This is a genomic window from Paraburkholderia ferrariae NBRC 106233 (assembly GCF_000685035.1).
GTDB lineage: Bacteria > Pseudomonadota > Gammaproteobacteria > Burkholderiales > Burkholderiaceae > Paraburkholderia > Paraburkholderia ferrariae.
Genome location: NZ_BAYB01000022.1, coordinates 46191 through 62449, shown reverse-complemented (window position 1 = coordinate 62449; position 16259 = coordinate 46191). Strand labels below are relative to the sequence as shown.

Below are 16259 nucleotides of genomic sequence, written 5' to 3'. Positions count from 1 at the left end.
TCGGCGTAATTCAGGAAATTTATTATCGTGATAGGCAGCTATAAATTTCCGTGACACCCCGGCGCACGACTCGCCTATGCGCCGCGCTTCCTGACCCGCATCAGCAGGCCAATCTGCTCGCGCAGCCAGCGATGCGCGGGGTCGGCCGTCACGCTGCGGTGCCAGTAGCCATGCGACTCGAGATCCGGCAGGTCGAAGGGCAGCGTGAGGATGCGCGCGTCGTAGCGCTGGAGCAGCGCGAGCGGCGCGGTGAGAACCAGATCGGTGCGCATGGCAATCAACGGCGCGACCAGGTAGTGCTGCACGCGGGTCTGGATCGCGCGCCGCAGCCCCAGCTTGTTCAGTTCCGTATCGACAAGGCCCGGCCCCTGGCGGCGGCTCGACACGTGAATATGGCCGAAGCCCAGATAGTCGTCGAGAGTGAGCTTGCGCCTTTTGAACGGGTGGTCGTGGCGCAGCATGCATGCATAGCGGTCGCGAAACAGCGGCTCCTGTTCGAGATAGGGGTCGTCGAGCAGCGGCGCGTCGATGGCGAGGTTCACCGTGCCGCTCGCCAGCGCCTCGGGCACGTCCCTGCGCGTCGTGAAGTAGCTCTCGATGCGCACGCCCGGCGCCTCGCGCTGCAACACCTCCTCCAGCGCGGGCAGCAGGATCGCCTCCGTGAGGTCGGTCATGCTCAGGCGAAAGGTGCGCTCGCAGGTGGCCGGGTCGAACTGGCCGCCCGCATGCGTGCTCGAATCGAGCAGTTGCAGCGCCTCGCGAACCCGGCCAACGATGTTCTCCGCCAGCGGCGTGGGCACCATGCCGGCCGACGTGCTCACGAAGAGCGGATCGTCGAAGGTCTTGCGCATGCGCGCCAGCGCGTTGCTCACCGCGGGCTGCGTGATGAAGAGCGTTTCCGCCGCGCGCGTGAGATTGCGCGTCCGGTAAACCGCTTCGAAGACAACGAACAGATTCAGATCGACCTTGGACAGACGCATGCTTTCCCGTTCCTCATGTTTCCCCGCGTTTTTTCTGCTGCATTGCCCGGGCGGGCGGCGCCGGCAGGCAATCAGCACGAAACGAGGATCGTCGCCGCGCCGGGGGCGAGCGTCAAGAGAGCGGTTGTCAGCCGGTTGCCGCGGCGCTCCAGGCCGGCAGGCCCGGGTCCGATACTTGCTCCCCTCTCTGCGGCACCGGCATCCCGCCCGTGCTGCGATTGCAGCGATCGCCACCAGGAGGATTCGGCCCCGTCCGTCGAGATCATGAAAAAAACCACATCGCGCATTGCCGAGGGGCAGCCGTTTCCGCTCGGCGCCACCTGGAACGGCCACGGCGTCAACTTCTCGCTCTTTTCCGCCCATGCGACAAAAGTCGAGCTGTGCCTCTTCGACAGCAGCGGCAGGCGCGAAATCGAGCGCATCGTCCTGCCCGAGTACACCGACGAGGTCTGGCATGTGTTCGTGTACGACCTGCGGCCCGGCACGATCTACGGCTACCGCGTCCACGGCCCCTACGAGCCGGAAGCCGGCCACCGCTTCAACCCGCACAAGCTGCTGCTCGACCCCTATGCCAAGGCGCACGTGGGCGCGCTCCGCTGGCATCCCGCCGTGTTCGGCTACACGCTCAAGCACGAAGCGCTCGACCTCTCGTTCGATGCGCGCGACAGCGCCCCCTACGTGCCGCGCTGCCGCGTGGTCGATCAAACCTTCAGTTGGCACCACCCCTTGCGTGAGCGCGTGGCGCGCGAACGCATGATCGTCTACGAAACGCACGTGCGCGGCTACACGATCCGCCACCCCGAAGTGCCGCCCGAACAGCGCGGCACTTTCGCCGGACTGGCCCACCCGGCCGTGCTGGACGGCATCCGGCATCTGGGCGTGACCTCGGTCGAACTGATGCCCGTGCACATGTTCCTCAACGATTCGCACCTGCTCGAACGCGGCCTCACCAACTACTGGGGTTACAACACGATCGGCTTCTTCGCGCCCGACCCGCGCTATTCGGTGGGCGCGCAAGGCTCGATCGACGAATTCAAGCTGATGGTGGACCGCTTTCACGAGTCCGGGCTCGAAGTGCTGCTCGACGTGGTGTACAACCACACCGCCGAGGGCAGCGAACTGGGGCCCACGCTGTCGTTTCGCGGCATCGACAATGCTTCGTACTACCGGCTGCTGCCGGACACGCCGCGTTATCACATCAACGACACGGGCACGGGCAACACGCTCAACCTCTCGCATCCGCGCGTGCTGCAGATGGTCACGGACAGCCTGCGCTACTGGGTGGTGGAGATGGGCGTGGACGGCTTCCGCTTCGATCTCGCGACGATTCTGGGCCGCGAGCCCGATGGTTTCGACGAAGGCGGCGGCTTTCTCGACAGTTGCCGCCAGGACCCGATCCTGTCGAGCGTGAAGCTGATTGCGGAGCCGTGGGACTGCGGGCCGGGCGGCTACCAGGTGGGCGGCTTCCCGCCGGGCTGGGCCGAATGGAACGACTGCTTTCGCGACACCGTGCGCGCATGGTGGAAGGGCGACGAAGGCCAGGCCCCCGACCTCGCCACGCGCCTGTGCGCATCGGGCGACCGCTTCAACCGGCGCGGCCGCCGGCCGTGGGCGAGCGTGAACTTCGTCACCGCCCACGACGGCTTCACCCTGCACGACCTCGTCTCGTACAACGAGCGGCACAACGAAGCCAACGGCGAAGACAACCGCGACGGCCATGCCGACAACCTCTCGTGGAACTGCGGCGCCGAAGGCCCGACCGACGACCCCGAAATCCGCGCGCTGCGCGAGCGGCAAAAGCGCAACCTGCTCGCCACGCTGCTGCTCGCCCAGGGCACGCCGATGATCGTGGCCGGGGACGAGTTCGGCCGCACCCAGCAGGGCAACAACAACGCCTACTGCCAGGACAACGCCATTAGCTGGGTCGATTGGGAGGGCATAGACGACGCGGGCCGCGAGCTCGCCGCATTCGTGCGCCAGCTCACGATCCTGCGCCATGCGCTGCCTGTTCTGCGGCGCAACCGCTTCCTCACCGGCGAGCACAACGACACGCTGGACGTCACCGACGTGACCTGGTTCTCGCCCGCGGGCATCGCGCTCGCCCCCGAGCAATGGGGCGACGCCAACATGCGATGCTTCGGCATGCTGATCGATGGCCGTTCGCAGACCAGCGGCATCATGCGGCTCGCCTCGGACGCAACGATGCTCCTCGTGCTCAACGCGTACCACGACGTCGTCGAGTTCACGCTGCCTTCGGTGCCGGGCAACGACCAGTGGAGTTGTTTGATCGACACGAACGTGCCCGTGCGAGACGAACTGCCGGAGTTCGAGGCCGGCGACACGTATCAGGTCACCGGACGCTCGTTGCTGCTCTTCGCACTGCACGCGCGCGGCGCGACGCAGCGCGTGTTCGAGCGGCTGGAAGAGAATCTTACGGCCGGACCCGAGGAGATCTGAGCGGGCTCAGAACTGCCTCCGGCCCGGGACCCCGAACGTCACTCGCGCGGTGTCGAACCCGCCCGGTTTATAGACCGGCGGGCCCGCGAAGCGCGGCCCTCCGCTTCGAGCCGTCGAGGTGCGCCACGAGCAAGCCCGTTCCCGATGGCCGCATGCCTCACGCCTCGCTTCCCGCCAGTTCCTTGCTGCGCACGCAGTCTTTCTGGCGCTGGGTGGCATCGCGGTAGTCGAGATACTTGCGCTGCGTCACGATGTGGTCGGCAATATGCTTCGCGTCGTGCCACACACCCCAGATAAAACTCGATCCGCGGCGCGACAGCCACGGCAGGCCAAGGAAGTAAATCCCAGGCTCGCTCGAAACCCCGCGCTGGTGTTTGGGCTTGCCCTTCGCATCGAAGGCGTTCACGTCCAGCCAGCCATAATCGACGGCATAGCCCGTGGCCCACACGATCGAAGTCACGCCCGCCGCCGCGAGATCCAGTTCGAGGAGCGGCTGGGTCATGCATGCAGGATCGGGCAGCCTTCTACGCGCTTCGGGTTCTTCCGGCAGATCGAGACCGTTGCGCGCGATATAGGCGTCGGCCGCGTCGAGAATCGACAGATAGCTTTCGTCGCCGCGCGCGATGTTGGTGACGAGATCCGTATCGAAGCGCACCAGGCCGCCTTCGAACGATTTCGTGAGCCCCACGAGCGTCATGCCCTGGTGCGCCAGCTCGCGGAAATCGATGGTCTCGCCGCCGCGCGCGCCGCTCACGGCAATCGTCACGTGCTCCTTGCCGGGCCGCGGAATTTCCGCATCCCATTCGCCGAGCACCCCCAGCCACCAGCAGAAGTCGCGGCCGCGGTAGCCGCGCGGCGGCCGGTCGTGCGGACCCACCGAGAGATAGACCTTGCGCCCCGCGCGCTGCAGTTCGTCTGCGATCTGCACGCCCGACGATCCGGCGCCGACCACGAGCACGCCGCCCTCGGGCAACTGGCGCGGGTTGCGATAGTCGGCCGAATGAATCTGCGCAAGCGTTTCGCTCGACGGCGCGATCGGTGGAATCACAGGCCGCTGGAACGGCCCCGTGGCCACCACCACACGATTCGCCTCGATCACACCGTCACTCGTTTCGACCACGAAGCCCGGTTGCCCTGCTTTGCGCACCACGCGCTTCACTTCCACGCCGGTCCGCACCGGTGCATTGATTTTCTTTGCGTACGCAACGAAATAGTCGGCCACCTGCTCTTTGGAGGCAAACGCATCCGGGTCCAGGTCGAACTCCATGCCCGGGAAGCGGTCGTGCCACGCCGGCCCGTTGGCAACCAGCGAATCCCATCGGCCCGTGCGCCAGCGCTCCGCAATGCGGTCGCGCTCCAGCACGAGATGCGGTACGCCCAGCTTGCCCAGATGCTCGCTCATGGCGATGCCGGCCTGCCCCCCGCCCACGACGAGCGTATCGATCGAGGTCGTTTCGATTGTCATTGCTGTTTCCTTGTGCAAGATGTTATCGCTGTGCGCCGGCCACCGTCACCGGGCCTTGCCGGCGGCGGCGGTATGCGCCGTCACGCGAGGCGAGCCAGTAATAGAGCGGCGAGGTCACGACGAGGCCGATGAGCCAGGACAGATCGGCGCCGTCCAGATGGGCAGGAATCGGGCCCGAATACATCGGCGTGTTCATGAACGGGATCTGCACCGCGATACCCACCGCGTACGCAATGAGCGCCTGCGGATTGATGCGGCCGTAGATGCCGCCGTCCACGCGGAAAATGGAGTCGATGTCGTAGCGGCCCGCATGAATCAGGTAGAAGTCGATCAGGTTGATGGCCGTCCACGGCACGAGCACGACCAGCAGCGCCAGCACGAGATCGACGAAATGGCCCACGAAATCGCGCGAGGCGCCAATCGCCGCGAAGCAGCACGCCGCCAGTATCACGATGGAAAGCACGGCACGCGCCTTCGAAGTGGGGATCCAGCGCCACACGAAGGTTTGCAGCGAGGTGATGACCGAGAGCACCGCGCCGTAGAGATTGAGCGCGTTGTGGCTGATCACGCTCAGCAGGAACAGCACGAGCATGATGGGACCGAGCGCGCCCGTGGCCTGCTTGACGGCGTCCATCGTATCCACGCCGGCCGGCACCGCGAGCGCCGCCACGGCGCCGAACGCGAAAGCGAGCGTCGAGCCGAGCGTGCAGCCCAGGTAGGTGGCCCAGAAGGTCGAGCTCACGCCCACGTCGGCAGGCAGATAACGCGAGTAGTCCGAAACATACGGCGCAAACGCGATTTGCCAGAGCGCAGAAAGCGACACGGTGGCGAGCCAGCCCGCGAAGTTGAAGCCGCCGCGCGTGAGGAAATCCGCCGTCTGCACGTGGGAGAAGATCATCGCGAATCCCACCACGATACCGATGCCGAGCACCCAGGTGCCGATGCGGTTGAGCACATGGATGAAGCGATACCCGATGATGCCGATCACCCCCGACCCCACCGCGCCGATCACGATGCCGACCGGCACCGGCACGCCCGCTGCCACGCCGTGCAGCGACTTGCCCGCCAGCACGATATTCGAAGCGAAGAAGCCCACGTACATGACGCCCGCGATCACGGTGACGAGCAGCGCGCCCCAGGAGCCGAACTGCGCGCGGCTCTGGATCATCTGCGGAATGCCCATCTGCGGCCCCTGCGCCGAGTGCAGCGCCATGAACACGCCGCCCACGGCCTGGCCCACCACGATGGCCACGATGCCCCAGAAAAGATTGAGGTGATAGAGCTGCACGCCCAGCGCGCCCGTTACGATGGGCAGCGGCGCGATATTGCCGCCGAACCATAGCGTGAAGAGGTCGCGCACCTTGCCGTGACGGTCCTCGGGCGGCACGTAGCCGATTGTGTGCTTCTCGATGAGCGGGGCGGACCCGTTCTCTGCTGCTGACATGACGTCTCTCTCCAATGCGGCGCGCGGGCGCGCCAGGTCTCGGGTTGGGCGCGCGCTCGTGGGCGGCGCCTGTTGTAGGGGTGGCTTGCGCTCAGGCGCAGAGGCGCGGTTCAAACGCGGTTCAAACGCGGGCCAGTTCCGGCACGCGGGCGGGCCACTGCACCGCAAGTTTTTCGAGGAAGCTCAGGCAGCGTTCGAGTTGCGCGATCTCCACGTATTCGTCCGCCTTGTGACCCTGCTCGATCGAGCCTGGGCCGCACACCACGGTCGGAATGCCAATGCCCTGAAACAGTCCGCCTTCGGTGCCGAACGACAGCGTACGCAGCGTGGTATCGCCGGTCATCTCGCAGGCCAGTTCGGTGAGCCAGCCGGCGGCGGGATCGGCCGCGAGCGCGGGATAATCCACGAGCTCCTGCCATTGCACGCCGGTATCCTTGCTGACCGCCTGCATCTCGCCGGCCAGTTCGTGTTCGGTATAGCGTTGCGCCGCGCGCACGACGTCGTCCACGGGGTCGCCCGGCAGGTTGCGCAATTCGAATTCGAGCTCCGCGCGGTCGGGAATCACGTTGAGCGCAATGCCGCCATTGAGCTTGCCCGTGTGCACCGTCGAATAAGGCGGCTCGAAGCGCGCGTCCTGGTGTCCGTGCTCGCGCAGATTGCGGCTCGCGCGGCGCAGCCATACCGCGAACTCCGCGGCGAAGTCCACGGCGTTCACGCCGAGATGCGTCAGCGCCGAATGCCCGGCGAGGCCCTTGAAGCAGCAGCGATACGCGCGCTTGCCCTTGTGCGCGATGGCCACCTGCATGCTGGTGGGTTCGCCGATCATGCACGCGAGCGGCTTGACCGGTGCGCGCGCCAGCTCGTCGAGCAGCCCGCGCACGCCGCGGCAACCCACTTCCTCGTCGTAGCTGAAGGCCAGGTGTATCGGCAGAATCCGGCAATGTTCGACGAAATGCGGCACGCTCGCGAGCACGCAGGCAAGATAGCCTTTCATGTCTGCCGTACCGCGGCCCAGAACGCGGCCGGCCTCGCGCGTGAGCGCGAAGGGCGGCACCGTCCACGGCTGGCCGTCCGCGGGCACCACGTCGGTATGGCCGGAGAGGCACAATCCCCCGCGATCCTTCGGGCCGATCGTGGCGTAGAGATTGGCCTTGTCCCGCGCCGCGCTGTAGTTGAGCGAGACCTCGACGCCGAAGCCGGCCAGATAGTCGCGCACGAACGCGATCAGGTCGAGATTCGAGCGGGCGCTGCGGGTGTCGAATTCGACGAGGGTTTGCAGCAGCGAGAGCGTCGTTTCGATACGGCTTGAGGACATCGTGCTTCTCCAGCGGATTGCGGCGGCCCGCTTACGATTAGTTTTGCTGACGATCGCGCGGAATGACCGCGATCACGTCGATCTCGACCAGCCATTCGGGGCGTGCGAGCGCGGAAACCACAAGGCCGGTGGAAACCGGAAACACGCCCTTGAGCCAGTGTCCCACCACGTTGTACACGGCCTCGCGATAACGCACGTCCACGAGAAAGATCGTGATCTTGCAGATGTCTTCGAGGCGGCTGCCCGACTCTTCCAGCAGCATCGCAACATTGGCCATGGCCTTTTCGGCCTGTGCGGCCACGTCGCCGATCCCCACCGATTCGCGCGTGCCCAGGTCCTGGCCGATCTGGCCGCGGACATAGACCGTGTCGTTGGCGACCACGGCCTGGCACAGATCGTTGTCGAGCTTCTGCTCGGGGTAGGTCTCGCGGGTGTTGAACTTGCGGATACGCTTGTGGCTCATGTTTTCCTCTGACATTCGATGTCTGTTGAAAGACGTGCGATGCGGTCTGTCGCGCACCGTTGACCTCAATGTACCCGCGCTCGAATTATTTGAGAAACATCGTTTTCATATCCAATGCACAGTTTTTTTCTATGCAAAAGACCGCAAGGCACGACGCATGGCGGCAGGTCGCCGCCACGCGTCAGTACTTGATCCAGGTGGTCTTGAGGCCCGTAAACTTGTCGAGCGCATGCAGCGACAGATCGCGCCCGAAGCCCGACTGGCGGAAGCCGCCAAACGGCGTCTGCATGCTGAGCGCGTCCACGGTATTCACCGAAACGGTGCCCGCGCGCAGACTCGCCGCTACGCGATGCGCTCGAGAAAGCCGCCCGCTCCAGACCGAGGCCGCGAGGCCGTAGATCGAATCGTTCGCCATCCGCACGGCTTCCTCCTCCGTGTCGAAGGGCAACACCGAAAGCACCGGGCCGAAAATCTCCTCGCGCGCCAGTTCGGCCGTGGGCGCCACGCCCACGAACACGGTCGGCTCGATGAACCATCCCTTGCCGTTCACCTGCACGTCGCTGCCGCCGCACGCCAGCGACGCCTCGCGCCGCCCGCGCGTAATGCTCGCCGCTATGCGCTCGAACTGCGTGCGATCGACGATCGCCCCCATGCCGCTCGCCGGATCGAGCGGATCGCCGGGATACCAGGCACGCGCATGCTCCACGAGCTTTTCCACGAACGCATCGTGTATCGAGCGCTGCACGAGCAGGCGCGAGTTTGCGGAGCACACCTCGCCCTGGTTGAAGAAAATGCCGAAGCAGGCTTTCTGTGCGGCGAGGTCGAGATCGTCGGCGTCGTCGAACACGAGGTTCGGGCTCTTGCCGCCGCATTCGAGCCAGACCTGCTTCATGTTGGAACGCGCCGCATATTCCATGAAGCGCTTGCCGATGGCGGCCGATCCCGTGAACGCCAGCACGTCCACGTCGGGATGCAGGCCCAGCGCCGCGCCAGCCGTTTCTCCCAACCCCGGCACCACGTTGAGCACGCCGTCGGGCAGGCCAGCCTCGCGCGCGAGTTCCGCGAGGCGCAGCGCCGAGAGCGGCGACTGCTCCGCGGGCTTGAGCACCACGCTGTTGCCCGCGGCCAGCGCGGGCGCCACTTTCCACGCCACCATGTCGAGCGGGAAATTCCACGGCACGACTGCACCGACCACGCCCAGCGGCTCGCGCGAAACGAGCGCGAGATTGCCCGGTTCGGTGGGCGGCAGCTCGCCGTTGATCTTGTCGATGGCTTCGCCGTACCAGGCGAACAATTCGGCCGATGCGGGCACGTCGAACTGCCACGCATCCGCCACGCGCTTGCCCATGTTCAGCGAATCGAGCAACGCGAATTCCTCGCGGTGTGCGGCGATCAGATCGCCCAGGCGTTGCAGCACTTTCTTGCGCTCGCCGGGCGAGCGGCGCGACCAGTGCCCCGCTTCGAATGCGGCCCGCGCGGCCTGCACGGCAAGATCGACGTCCTCCGCGTCACAGGCCGAAACTTCGGCCAGCAACGCCTCGGTGGCGGGATTGATCGCCGCGAACGTTTTGCCGCTGCGCGCGGGCACGAAACGGCCGCCGATGAAGGCTTGCGTGCGCGGCTCGACCCGCGCGGCAAGTTCGCGCCATTGCGGGTAATCCGGCTGCTGCCCGGTTGATGTCTCCAAGTCCGCTCCCTTAGTTTTCAGTTAGTCGAATCGCGCCGTTAGCCCGGCGTTGCGCCCGCCACCCTCACTGATCGCCCGGTACGCCGTATGAGGGCGCACGCGTGGGATCGGTGGCACGCAATACGTAATCGTTCATCTGCGGCTCGTAACGCGCCCACAGGGCGCGCAGGTCCGCAATGGGCGTATCGCTCCAGTCCACGCGCAGTTCGGCCACGGGCCAGCTTGCGCCGTCGAAGACGCACAAGCCCGCCGAATGCACGGGCCCGGCTTCGCCGCCTGCCGCAAGCCCGGCTTCCAGCGCGCGCAGCAAGCGCTCGGGCAGCGTCCGCGTAGCGTGCCCGGCGAACGCCTCGACCATTGCCGCAGGCACGCCCTCATTGGCGAGCAGGTTCCCCACCGCCACGCAGTCCGTGCCGCTCGCGCCGGCATGCACGCCCAGCCCGCGCTCGCCGGTGCGCCACGCGGAAAATCCGGCCGCGTCGAGCACGGCAAGCTGGCGCCATTGCGCGTGCGCACGCGCCTGCGCGATGCGATCGAGCACGGCTTGCGCGCCATACCCCGCCGCCAGCTCGGCCAGACCGATCTGGCCCAGACGCGGATCGGTCACGTTCTGACTCAGCACCACCCCGTCGCGGCTCGCCCACAGGCAGCGGCTCGGCACCGCGATGCTCGAACTGGTGACGATGCCGCCCACCGCACCCGTTCGCGCGCAGCGTCCTGCAATCGAGAATGTCATGCGTGCGCTCCAGGACGGGGTTTGCGGGAAACCGGCGGCATGCAGGGCGCGAGGCGCAGCCGCGCAACGGTTCGGTCCATGTTCGACTCCTTTTCGATAACGGCACTGGCGCGTCCGGCAACACATGGCGGGCGCGCAACCTGGCTCGAATCTATCGAACCAGAATTCATTCGAAAAACATTGTTTGTCTATGATCAGAAAAGCTTTAGACTATGCCCACCGCGGCCGCCGCTCCCGGCAGGCGGCGTCTTCCCGGTTGCGCCATGGAACTCACGCCCCTTCACTACTCGCTGCGCCAGCTCAAATATTTCGTCGCCACGGCGGAGGCGCTCTCCTTCACGGCGGCGGCCAAGCGCCTGCACGTCTCGCAGCCGTCGATTTCGTCGGCCTTGTCGGAACTGGAAAGCGCCTTCGGGCTGCAGCTCTTCATTCGCCATCACGCGCATGGACTTTCGCTCACCGAAGCGGGCCGCGATCTGCTGGGCCGCGCGCGCGACCTGCTCAAGAGCGCCGAAGAACTGCAGACAGCCGCGCGGCACTTCGATACCGGCATTGCCGGCACGATCTCGCTGGGCTGCCTGACCTCGGTGGCGCCGCCCCTGCTGCCGTCCCTCATGGGCCGTTTTCTGCGCGAGCGCAGCGGCGTGGAGTTCCGCACGAGCGAGGGCGATCAGGAATCGCTCTTCGTCGGCCTGCGCGACGGCACGCTCGACGTGGCGCTCACCTACGACATCGACCTGACCGAAGCCATCGACTTCACGCCGATCGTCGAATTTCCGCCCTACGTGCTGCTGCCCGCGAAGCATCGCCTCGCGGGCGGCGAGCACGTGAGCCTGAAAGACCTGCTCGACGAGCCCTACGTGCTCCTCGATCTCGCACACAGCAAGGAATATTTCGCCTCGCTGTTCGACCGTTACGGCAGCCGCCCCGTGCCCGTGTTCCGCTCGTCGCAGCCCGAAGTCGTACGCGGCATGGTGGCGAACGGGCTCGGCTACAGCATCCATAACTTCCCGCTGCGCAGCGCCCAGACCGTGGACGGCGGCCGCTTCGCCAGCATGCCGATCAAGGAGAAGGTGAAGCCCGTGGTGCTGGGTGTGGCGCTCTCTACGCGCTCGCACCCGCGTCAGCTGGTTCGCGACTTCTCCAGCTTCTGCTGCGAGGAAATCTCGCGCGCCTGGGCCCGGTAAGGCGCGCGAAGCCCATCAAGATCGTGCTTGTTAGCTGGCGCTTTGCAGATGGCGCCAGGTGGCGTCCACGGCATCGCGCATCTTGCCGATCAACTCGTCGATCTGCTCGTGATCGATCACGAGCGGCGGGGCGACGATCAGGCGCCCGTTAGTCGAGCGCACGATGGCCCCGCGCTCGAAGCCTTCGGTGCGGCTGTGCCAGGTCAGGTCCGCCTCGTTGGCAAAGCGCTCGCGCGTGGCCTTGTCCTTCGCGAACTGGATCGCCCCCACCGCGCCCACGCCCTGGATTTCGCCGATCAACGGGTGATCTTCGAACGCCGCACGCAACGCCTTTTGCAGGTAAGGGCCCGTATCGTTCTTCGTGCGCGCGACGAGTTGCTCGCGTTCGAGCACGTCGAGATTCGCCAGCGCCACGGCGGCCGCCACCGGATGCCCCGAGTACGTGAGTCCGTGCGCGTAGACGCCGCCGCGTTCGACAAGGGCCTCGCCCACGCGGCGGCTCATCACGAGACCGCCCATCGGCACGTAGCCCGACGTGAGGCCCTTGGCAATCGACACCAGATCGGGCTCGAATCCGAAGTGCCGATGCGCGAACCACTCGCCGGTACGCCCGAAGCCGCCGATCACTTCATCGGCGCAGAGCAGAACATCGTATTGGCGGCAAATGCGCTCGATCTCCTTCCAGTAGCCCTCCGGCGGAAAAATCATGCCGCCCGCGCCCTGAAACGGTTCGGCAACGAACGCCGCCACATGCTCCGGCCCGAGCTTGAGAATCTTGCGTTCGAGCGAGCGGGCAGCCTGCAGGCCGAACGCCTCCGGGGCAAGGTCGCCGCCGTTTGCGTACCAGTAGGGTTCGTCCACGTGCGCAACGTTCGGAATCGGCAGATCGCCCATTTCGTGCATGAAGGCCATGCCGCCGAGGGACGCGCTGCCCACCGTCGAACCGTGATAGCCGTTCACGCGCCCGATCATCACTTTTTTCTGCGGCTGCCCCATCACGTCCCAGAAGCGCCGCACCGTGCGAATCAGCACCTCGTTCGATTCGGAGCCCGAATTGGTGTACACCACATGGCTGAAGCGGTCGCCGAGCAGCGAGAAAAGCCGCTCGGAGAGTTCGATCACGGCCGGATGCGTGGTGTGAAAAAACATGTTGTAGTAGGACAGCGTGCTCATCTGGCGCGTGGCGGCCTCGATCAGCTCCGGGCGCCCGTAGCCCACGTTCGTGCACCACAGGCCCGACATGCCGTCGATATAGCGGTTGCCGTCGTTGTCCCACAGGTACACGCCCTCGCCCCGCACCATCACACGCGGCCCCTCGGCATTGAGCGCCTTCTGATCGACGAAGGCGTGCAGATGGTGGGCCGCGTCGCCGCGTTGCCAGTCGCGCGTGGCGCGACGCGTGAATTCGGGTGCATTCATGTCGGTTGTCTCCTGTTTCGATGCTTTGAGTCTTTAGCCGTTTTCAGTCGTGTTCGATCAGATGCCGGCGGGCACGTCAGCCTCGTTTGCCAGCGCCACCGAAGAATCCGGGCGCACAAAGCGCTTGCAGCCCACGTAATAAACCACCGAGGTCAGCACGAGCCCCACGATCCACGAAATATCCGCACCGTCGAGCCGCTTTGCAACGGGGCCGGTATAAAGGTCCGTGGCCACGAACGGCAGTTGCACGACGATGCCGAACACGTAGGCGAAGATGGCCACGCCGTTGAAGCGTCCGTAGATGCCGCCGTCCTGGCGGAAGAACGATTCGACATGGTATTCGCCGTGGCAAACAAGGTAATAGTCGATGAGATTCACGGCCGTCCACGGCACCAGCACGTAAAGCAGCAGCAAAATGAAGTTCGTGTATTCGGCGAGGAAATTGGCCTGGCCGAAGAGCGCAATCGCGAGCGAGATCGAGAACAGAACCAGCGCGGCGACGGTGCGCGCGAGCGCCTGGCCGGACCACGAGGGCATGAGCGTCTGCACGATGGTGAGCGAGGAAAGCGCGCCGCAATAGAGGTTCATGGCGTTGGTCGCCGCAATGCCGATCGTGAGCACGATCACCACCAGGCCGCTTACGCCATGCGTGAGCGTGGTGAGTCCGTTGACCACATCGCCGTCGGCCACCATCAGGCCGATCATCGCGCCCAGCACCATCGGAAAGATCGTGCCGAGCGAGCAGCCCCAGTAGCTTGCCCAGAACGCGACGCGCGAGCCCGTTTCGCGCGGCATGTAGCGCGAGTAGTCGGACACGTAGGGGGCGTAGGCGATCTGCCACAGCGCTGCCACCGAAACGGTGCCGAGAAAGCCCGTGCCGTTCGCCGCATTGCGCGTGAAGAAGTCGGCAGGCAAACCATGCACCGCAACGATCCAGACGAAGGCGAGCAGCAGCACGGCGCCCGAGCACCACGTCATCAGCCGCGTATAGGCGTGGATCAGCCGGTAGCCGAAGATCGTGGCAAGGAGGCTCAGCACGCCCACGACCAGCACGCCTTCATTCACGCTCACGCCTGCTGTGATGCTGTGCAGCGACTGACCGCCGAGCACCAGGTTCGAGGCGAAGAAGCCGAGGTACATGACCACCACGAGCCCCACCACGAGAAGCGAGCCGAGCGAGCCGAACTGCCCGCGCGTCTGCACCATCTGGGGCACGCCCAGTTGCGGCCCCTGCGCCGAGTGCAGCGCCATGAACACGGCGCCCACGAGCGTGCCCACCACGATCGCGAGCACGGCCCACCAGAAGGGCTGTTTGAAAACCGTCACGGCCAGCGCGCCTGTGACGATGGTGAGCAGCATGATGTTCGAGCCGAACCAGATCGTAAACAGGTCGCTCGCGCGGCCATGACGTTCGGCATCGGGAATCGGCTGGATGGTGCTTTGCTCGAGGCGTGCGACGGTATCGGACTGGCTCACGGCAGCTCCTGAACTCGAAGATGGGGCGGGTTGACGCAGTCACTGTCGATCACCAATAAAGCCTCGGAAAGAACAAAATTCTTTGCTATTGAATAGGACTTTCCTATGCCGATCCGGCGCTGCATAGACGGACAGCACAACGCCTGCCCGAGCGCCATAGCCGCCGCCTTGCTTGTGGATCGAATAATCCTTCTTGGTAAAAAAGGGACGTGCGGCGATAGTCGAGCGGCACCGCCCTCCTGCCCGCACCCCACCAGAAACGGAGACACGCATGCTGACCATCCTTGGCGAGCGCCACCGCCTGCACCACGGCAACAGCGAACTGATCGACGGCGAACTCAAACCGTGCTTCGAAATGCCGAAGCGCGTCGACATCATCCGGGCGCGGCTGCGCGACGCCGGCTTCAGCGAAACGATCGCCCCGGAAGCCTTCGGCGTGGACGCTCTGCGGCGCGTGCATAGCGCACCGTACCTCGAATTCCTGCACGACGCCTGGAGCGAATGGGCAGCCCTCGGGCGCACGCACGACGCGCTGCCCACCATCTGGCCGGCGCGCGGGTTGCGTCAGGACCGGCCGCCCGGAACCATAGACGGCAAGCTCGGCTTCTACTCGATGGATGCCGGCGCGCCGGTCACGGCGGGCACGTGGCAGGCCATCGAGGAATCGGCGAACATCGCGCTCACTGGCGCGGTGCGCGTACACGACGGCGCACGCGCGGCCTTCGCGCTGTGCCGCCCGCCCGGCCATCATGCCGGGCGCGACGTGATGGGGGGCTACTGCTACCTCAACAATGCGGCCATCGCGGCCACCCACTGGCTCGCACTCGGTGCACGGCGCGTGGCGATCCTGGACGTGGACTACCACCACGGCAACGGCACGCAGTCCATCTTCTACGAGCGCGACGACGTCCTGTTCGCCTCGCTTCACGCCGATCCGCTGCTGGACTATCCGTATCTGTTGGGTCACGCCGACGAAACGGGCCGCGGTGCGGGAACGGGCTACAACTTCAACTACCCGTTGCCATGGGGCACCGCATGGGACGGCTATGCCCGGGCGCTCGATCACGCGCTCGGGAAAATTGCAGCGTGCCGGCCGGATGCGCTCGTGTTGTCGCTCGGTGTCGATACTTTCGAATGCGATCCGATTTCGCGCTTCAAGCTCGCCTCCGACGATTATCTGCGCATGGGCGCATGCATTGGCAAGCTGGGCCTGCCGACACTCTTCGTGATGGAGGGCGGCTACGCGGTGGAGGAAATCGGCATCAACGTCTGCAATGTGCTGGCCGGGTTCGAGGAAAGTTGAACGTCGCATTCAGCAGATACGATCAGCATTGCTAATGGATTCCCGAGGCGGTCGAATCGTCTATTCCTGCACGCCGGATTATTGCGGCCAACCGCAATCGGCTGATTCTCCCGGCCATAACCTGTTCCTCTCGCCATCTGCATTTTTTGTGACGGCGAAACTTTGCTTGAGCCCGTCTATCTGCTGCGGTCTTGAGGCGCGACACGCACTTTCGCGACCTGCCTGCGCCCAGGAAGCGGCCCTGGGTGCCGAGTCGGCTTTAGGCCGGCCTTCATTGCGCTTCACGCGCTCGCGGCCGCCGGGTCGCGGCGGGGTCGCTACGTTAGC

The 16259-nt window shown here is 65.5% G+C and carries 13 protein-coding genes; 3 read left to right on the top strand and 10 right to left on the bottom strand.

Features of this window, described 5'->3' with window-relative positions; translation table 11 throughout:
* Positions 1-74: 74 nt before the first annotated feature.
* Positions 75-980: a LysR family transcriptional regulator gene (locus BFE01S_RS22455; RefSeq protein WP_028227433.1), complete on the bottom strand. Its 906-nt coding sequence runs from the start codon at positions 978-980 to the stop codon at positions 75-77.
* A 264-nt stretch (positions 981-1244) separates the two neighbouring features.
* Between BFE01S_RS22455 and glgX the strand changes: the two genes are divergently transcribed.
* Positions 1245-3437: a glycogen debranching protein GlgX gene (gene glgX, locus BFE01S_RS22450; protein ID WP_028227432.1), complete on the top strand. Its 2193-nt coding sequence runs from the start codon at positions 1245-1247 to the stop codon at positions 3435-3437.
* Between the two features lie 157 nt (positions 3438-3594).
* Here glgX and BFE01S_RS39725 read toward each other — a convergent pair whose 3' ends face one another.
* From BFE01S_RS39725 to BFE01S_RS22420, 6 genes are all read right to left on the bottom strand, one after another.
* Entirely contained in the window at positions 3595-4902 is a 1308-nt protein-coding gene (locus BFE01S_RS39725) for a flavin-containing monooxygenase (protein ID WP_042338258.1), read from the bottom strand.
* Between the two features lie 22 nt (positions 4903-4924).
* Positions 4925-6346, bottom strand: coding sequence for a purine-cytosine permease family protein (locus BFE01S_RS22440; protein WP_028227431.1), 1422 nt, complete (start codon positions 6344-6346; stop codon positions 4925-4927).
* A 121-nt stretch (positions 6347-6467) separates the two neighbouring features.
* Complete coding sequence (gene argE / locus BFE01S_RS39720) at positions 6468-7661, bottom strand: acetylornithine deacetylase (RefSeq protein WP_042338257.1); 1194 nt, start codon at positions 7659-7661, stop codon at positions 6468-6470.
* 37 nt (positions 7662-7698) lie between these two features.
* Entirely contained in the window at positions 7699-8124 is a 426-nt protein-coding gene (locus tag BFE01S_RS22430) for a RidA family protein (RefSeq protein WP_028227430.1), read from the bottom strand.
* A 181-nt stretch (positions 8125-8305) separates the two neighbouring features.
* Positions 8306-9811, bottom strand: coding sequence for an aldehyde dehydrogenase (locus BFE01S_RS22425; RefSeq protein ID WP_042338256.1), 1506 nt, complete (start codon positions 9809-9811; stop codon positions 8306-8308).
* 64 nt (positions 9812-9875) lie between these two features.
* Positions 9876-10547 carry a DUF1028 domain-containing protein gene (locus tag BFE01S_RS22420; RefSeq protein ID WP_028227428.1) on the bottom strand — a complete coding sequence of 224 codons (672 nt, stop codon included), beginning with the start codon at positions 10545-10547 and terminating at the stop codon, positions 9876-9878.
* Positions 10548-10810: 263 nt separating this feature from the next.
* Here BFE01S_RS22420 and BFE01S_RS22415 point away from each other — a divergent pair, with 263 nt between their 5' ends.
* The gene (locus BFE01S_RS22415; RefSeq protein ID WP_028227427.1) at positions 10811-11734 is read left to right on the top strand and encodes a LysR family transcriptional regulator; all 924 of its coding nucleotides are present in this window, start codon (positions 10811-10813) and stop codon (positions 11732-11734) included.
* Between the two features lie 30 nt (positions 11735-11764).
* Here BFE01S_RS22415 and BFE01S_RS22410 read toward each other — a convergent pair whose 3' ends face one another.
* The 3 genes from BFE01S_RS22410 to BFE01S_RS44505 are packed head-to-tail and all read right to left on the bottom strand — an operon-like array spanning position 11765 to position 14902.
* The gene (locus BFE01S_RS22410; RefSeq protein ID WP_028227426.1) at positions 11765-13153 is read right to left on the bottom strand and encodes an aspartate aminotransferase family protein; all 1389 of its coding nucleotides are present in this window, start codon (positions 13151-13153) and stop codon (positions 11765-11767) included.
* Positions 13154-13210: 57 nt separating this feature from the next.
* Positions 13211-14629, bottom strand: coding sequence for a purine-cytosine permease family protein (locus BFE01S_RS22405; protein WP_028227425.1), 1419 nt, complete (start codon positions 14627-14629; stop codon positions 13211-13213).
* A 39-nt stretch (positions 14630-14668) separates the two neighbouring features.
* Positions 14669-14902: a hypothetical protein gene (locus BFE01S_RS44505; protein ID WP_156967121.1), complete on the bottom strand. Its 234-nt coding sequence runs from the start codon at positions 14900-14902 to the stop codon at positions 14669-14671.
* Here BFE01S_RS44505 and BFE01S_RS22400 point away from each other — a divergent pair.
* Positions 14901-15932, top strand: a complete 1032-nt coding sequence (locus tag BFE01S_RS22400) for a histone deacetylase family protein (protein WP_028227424.1) — start codon at positions 14901-14903, stop codon at positions 15930-15932. The genes BFE01S_RS44505 and BFE01S_RS22400 overlap by 2 nt on opposite strands.
* Positions 15933-16259: the final 327 nt, after the last annotated feature.

Excerpts from the sequence above, each read along its gene's own strand:
- BFE01S_RS22455 (WP_028227433.1), bottom strand. The coding sequence starts at position 980 with ATGCGTCTGTCCAAGGTCGATCTGAATCTGTTCGTTGTCTTCGAAGCG.
- glgX (WP_028227432.1), top strand. The coding sequence starts at position 1,245 with ATGAAAAAAACCACATCGCGCATTGCCGAGGGGCAGCCGTTTCCGCTC.
- BFE01S_RS39725 (WP_042338258.1), bottom strand. The coding sequence starts at position 4,902 with ATGACAATCGAAACGACCTCGATCGATACGCTCGTCGTGGGCGGGGGG.
- BFE01S_RS22440 (WP_028227431.1), bottom strand. The coding sequence starts at position 6,346 with ATGTCAGCAGCAGAGAACGGGTCCGCCCCGCTCATCGAGAAGCACACA.
- argE (WP_042338257.1), bottom strand. The coding sequence starts at position 7,661 with ATGTCCTCAAGCCGTATCGAAACGACGCTCTCGCTGCTGCAAACCCTC.
- BFE01S_RS22430 (WP_028227430.1), bottom strand. The coding sequence starts at position 8,124 with ATGAGCCACAAGCGTATCCGCAAGTTCAACACCCGCGAGACCTACCCC.
- BFE01S_RS22420 (WP_028227428.1), bottom strand. The coding sequence starts at position 10,547 with ATGACATTCTCGATTGCAGGACGCTGCGCGCGAACGGGTGCGGTGGGC.
- BFE01S_RS22415 (WP_028227427.1), top strand. The coding sequence starts at position 10,811 with ATGGAACTCACGCCCCTTCACTACTCGCTGCGCCAGCTCAAATATTTC.
- BFE01S_RS22410 (WP_028227426.1), bottom strand. The coding sequence starts at position 13,153 with ATGAATGCACCCGAATTCACGCGTCGCGCCACGCGCGACTGGCAACGC.
- BFE01S_RS22400 (WP_028227424.1), top strand. The coding sequence starts at position 14,901 with ATGCTGACCATCCTTGGCGAGCGCCACCGCCTGCACCACGGCAACAGC.
- BFE01S_RS44505 (WP_156967121.1), bottom strand. The coding sequence starts at position 14,902 with ATGCGTGTCTCCGTTTCTGGTGGGGTGCGGGCAGGAGGGCGGTGCCGC.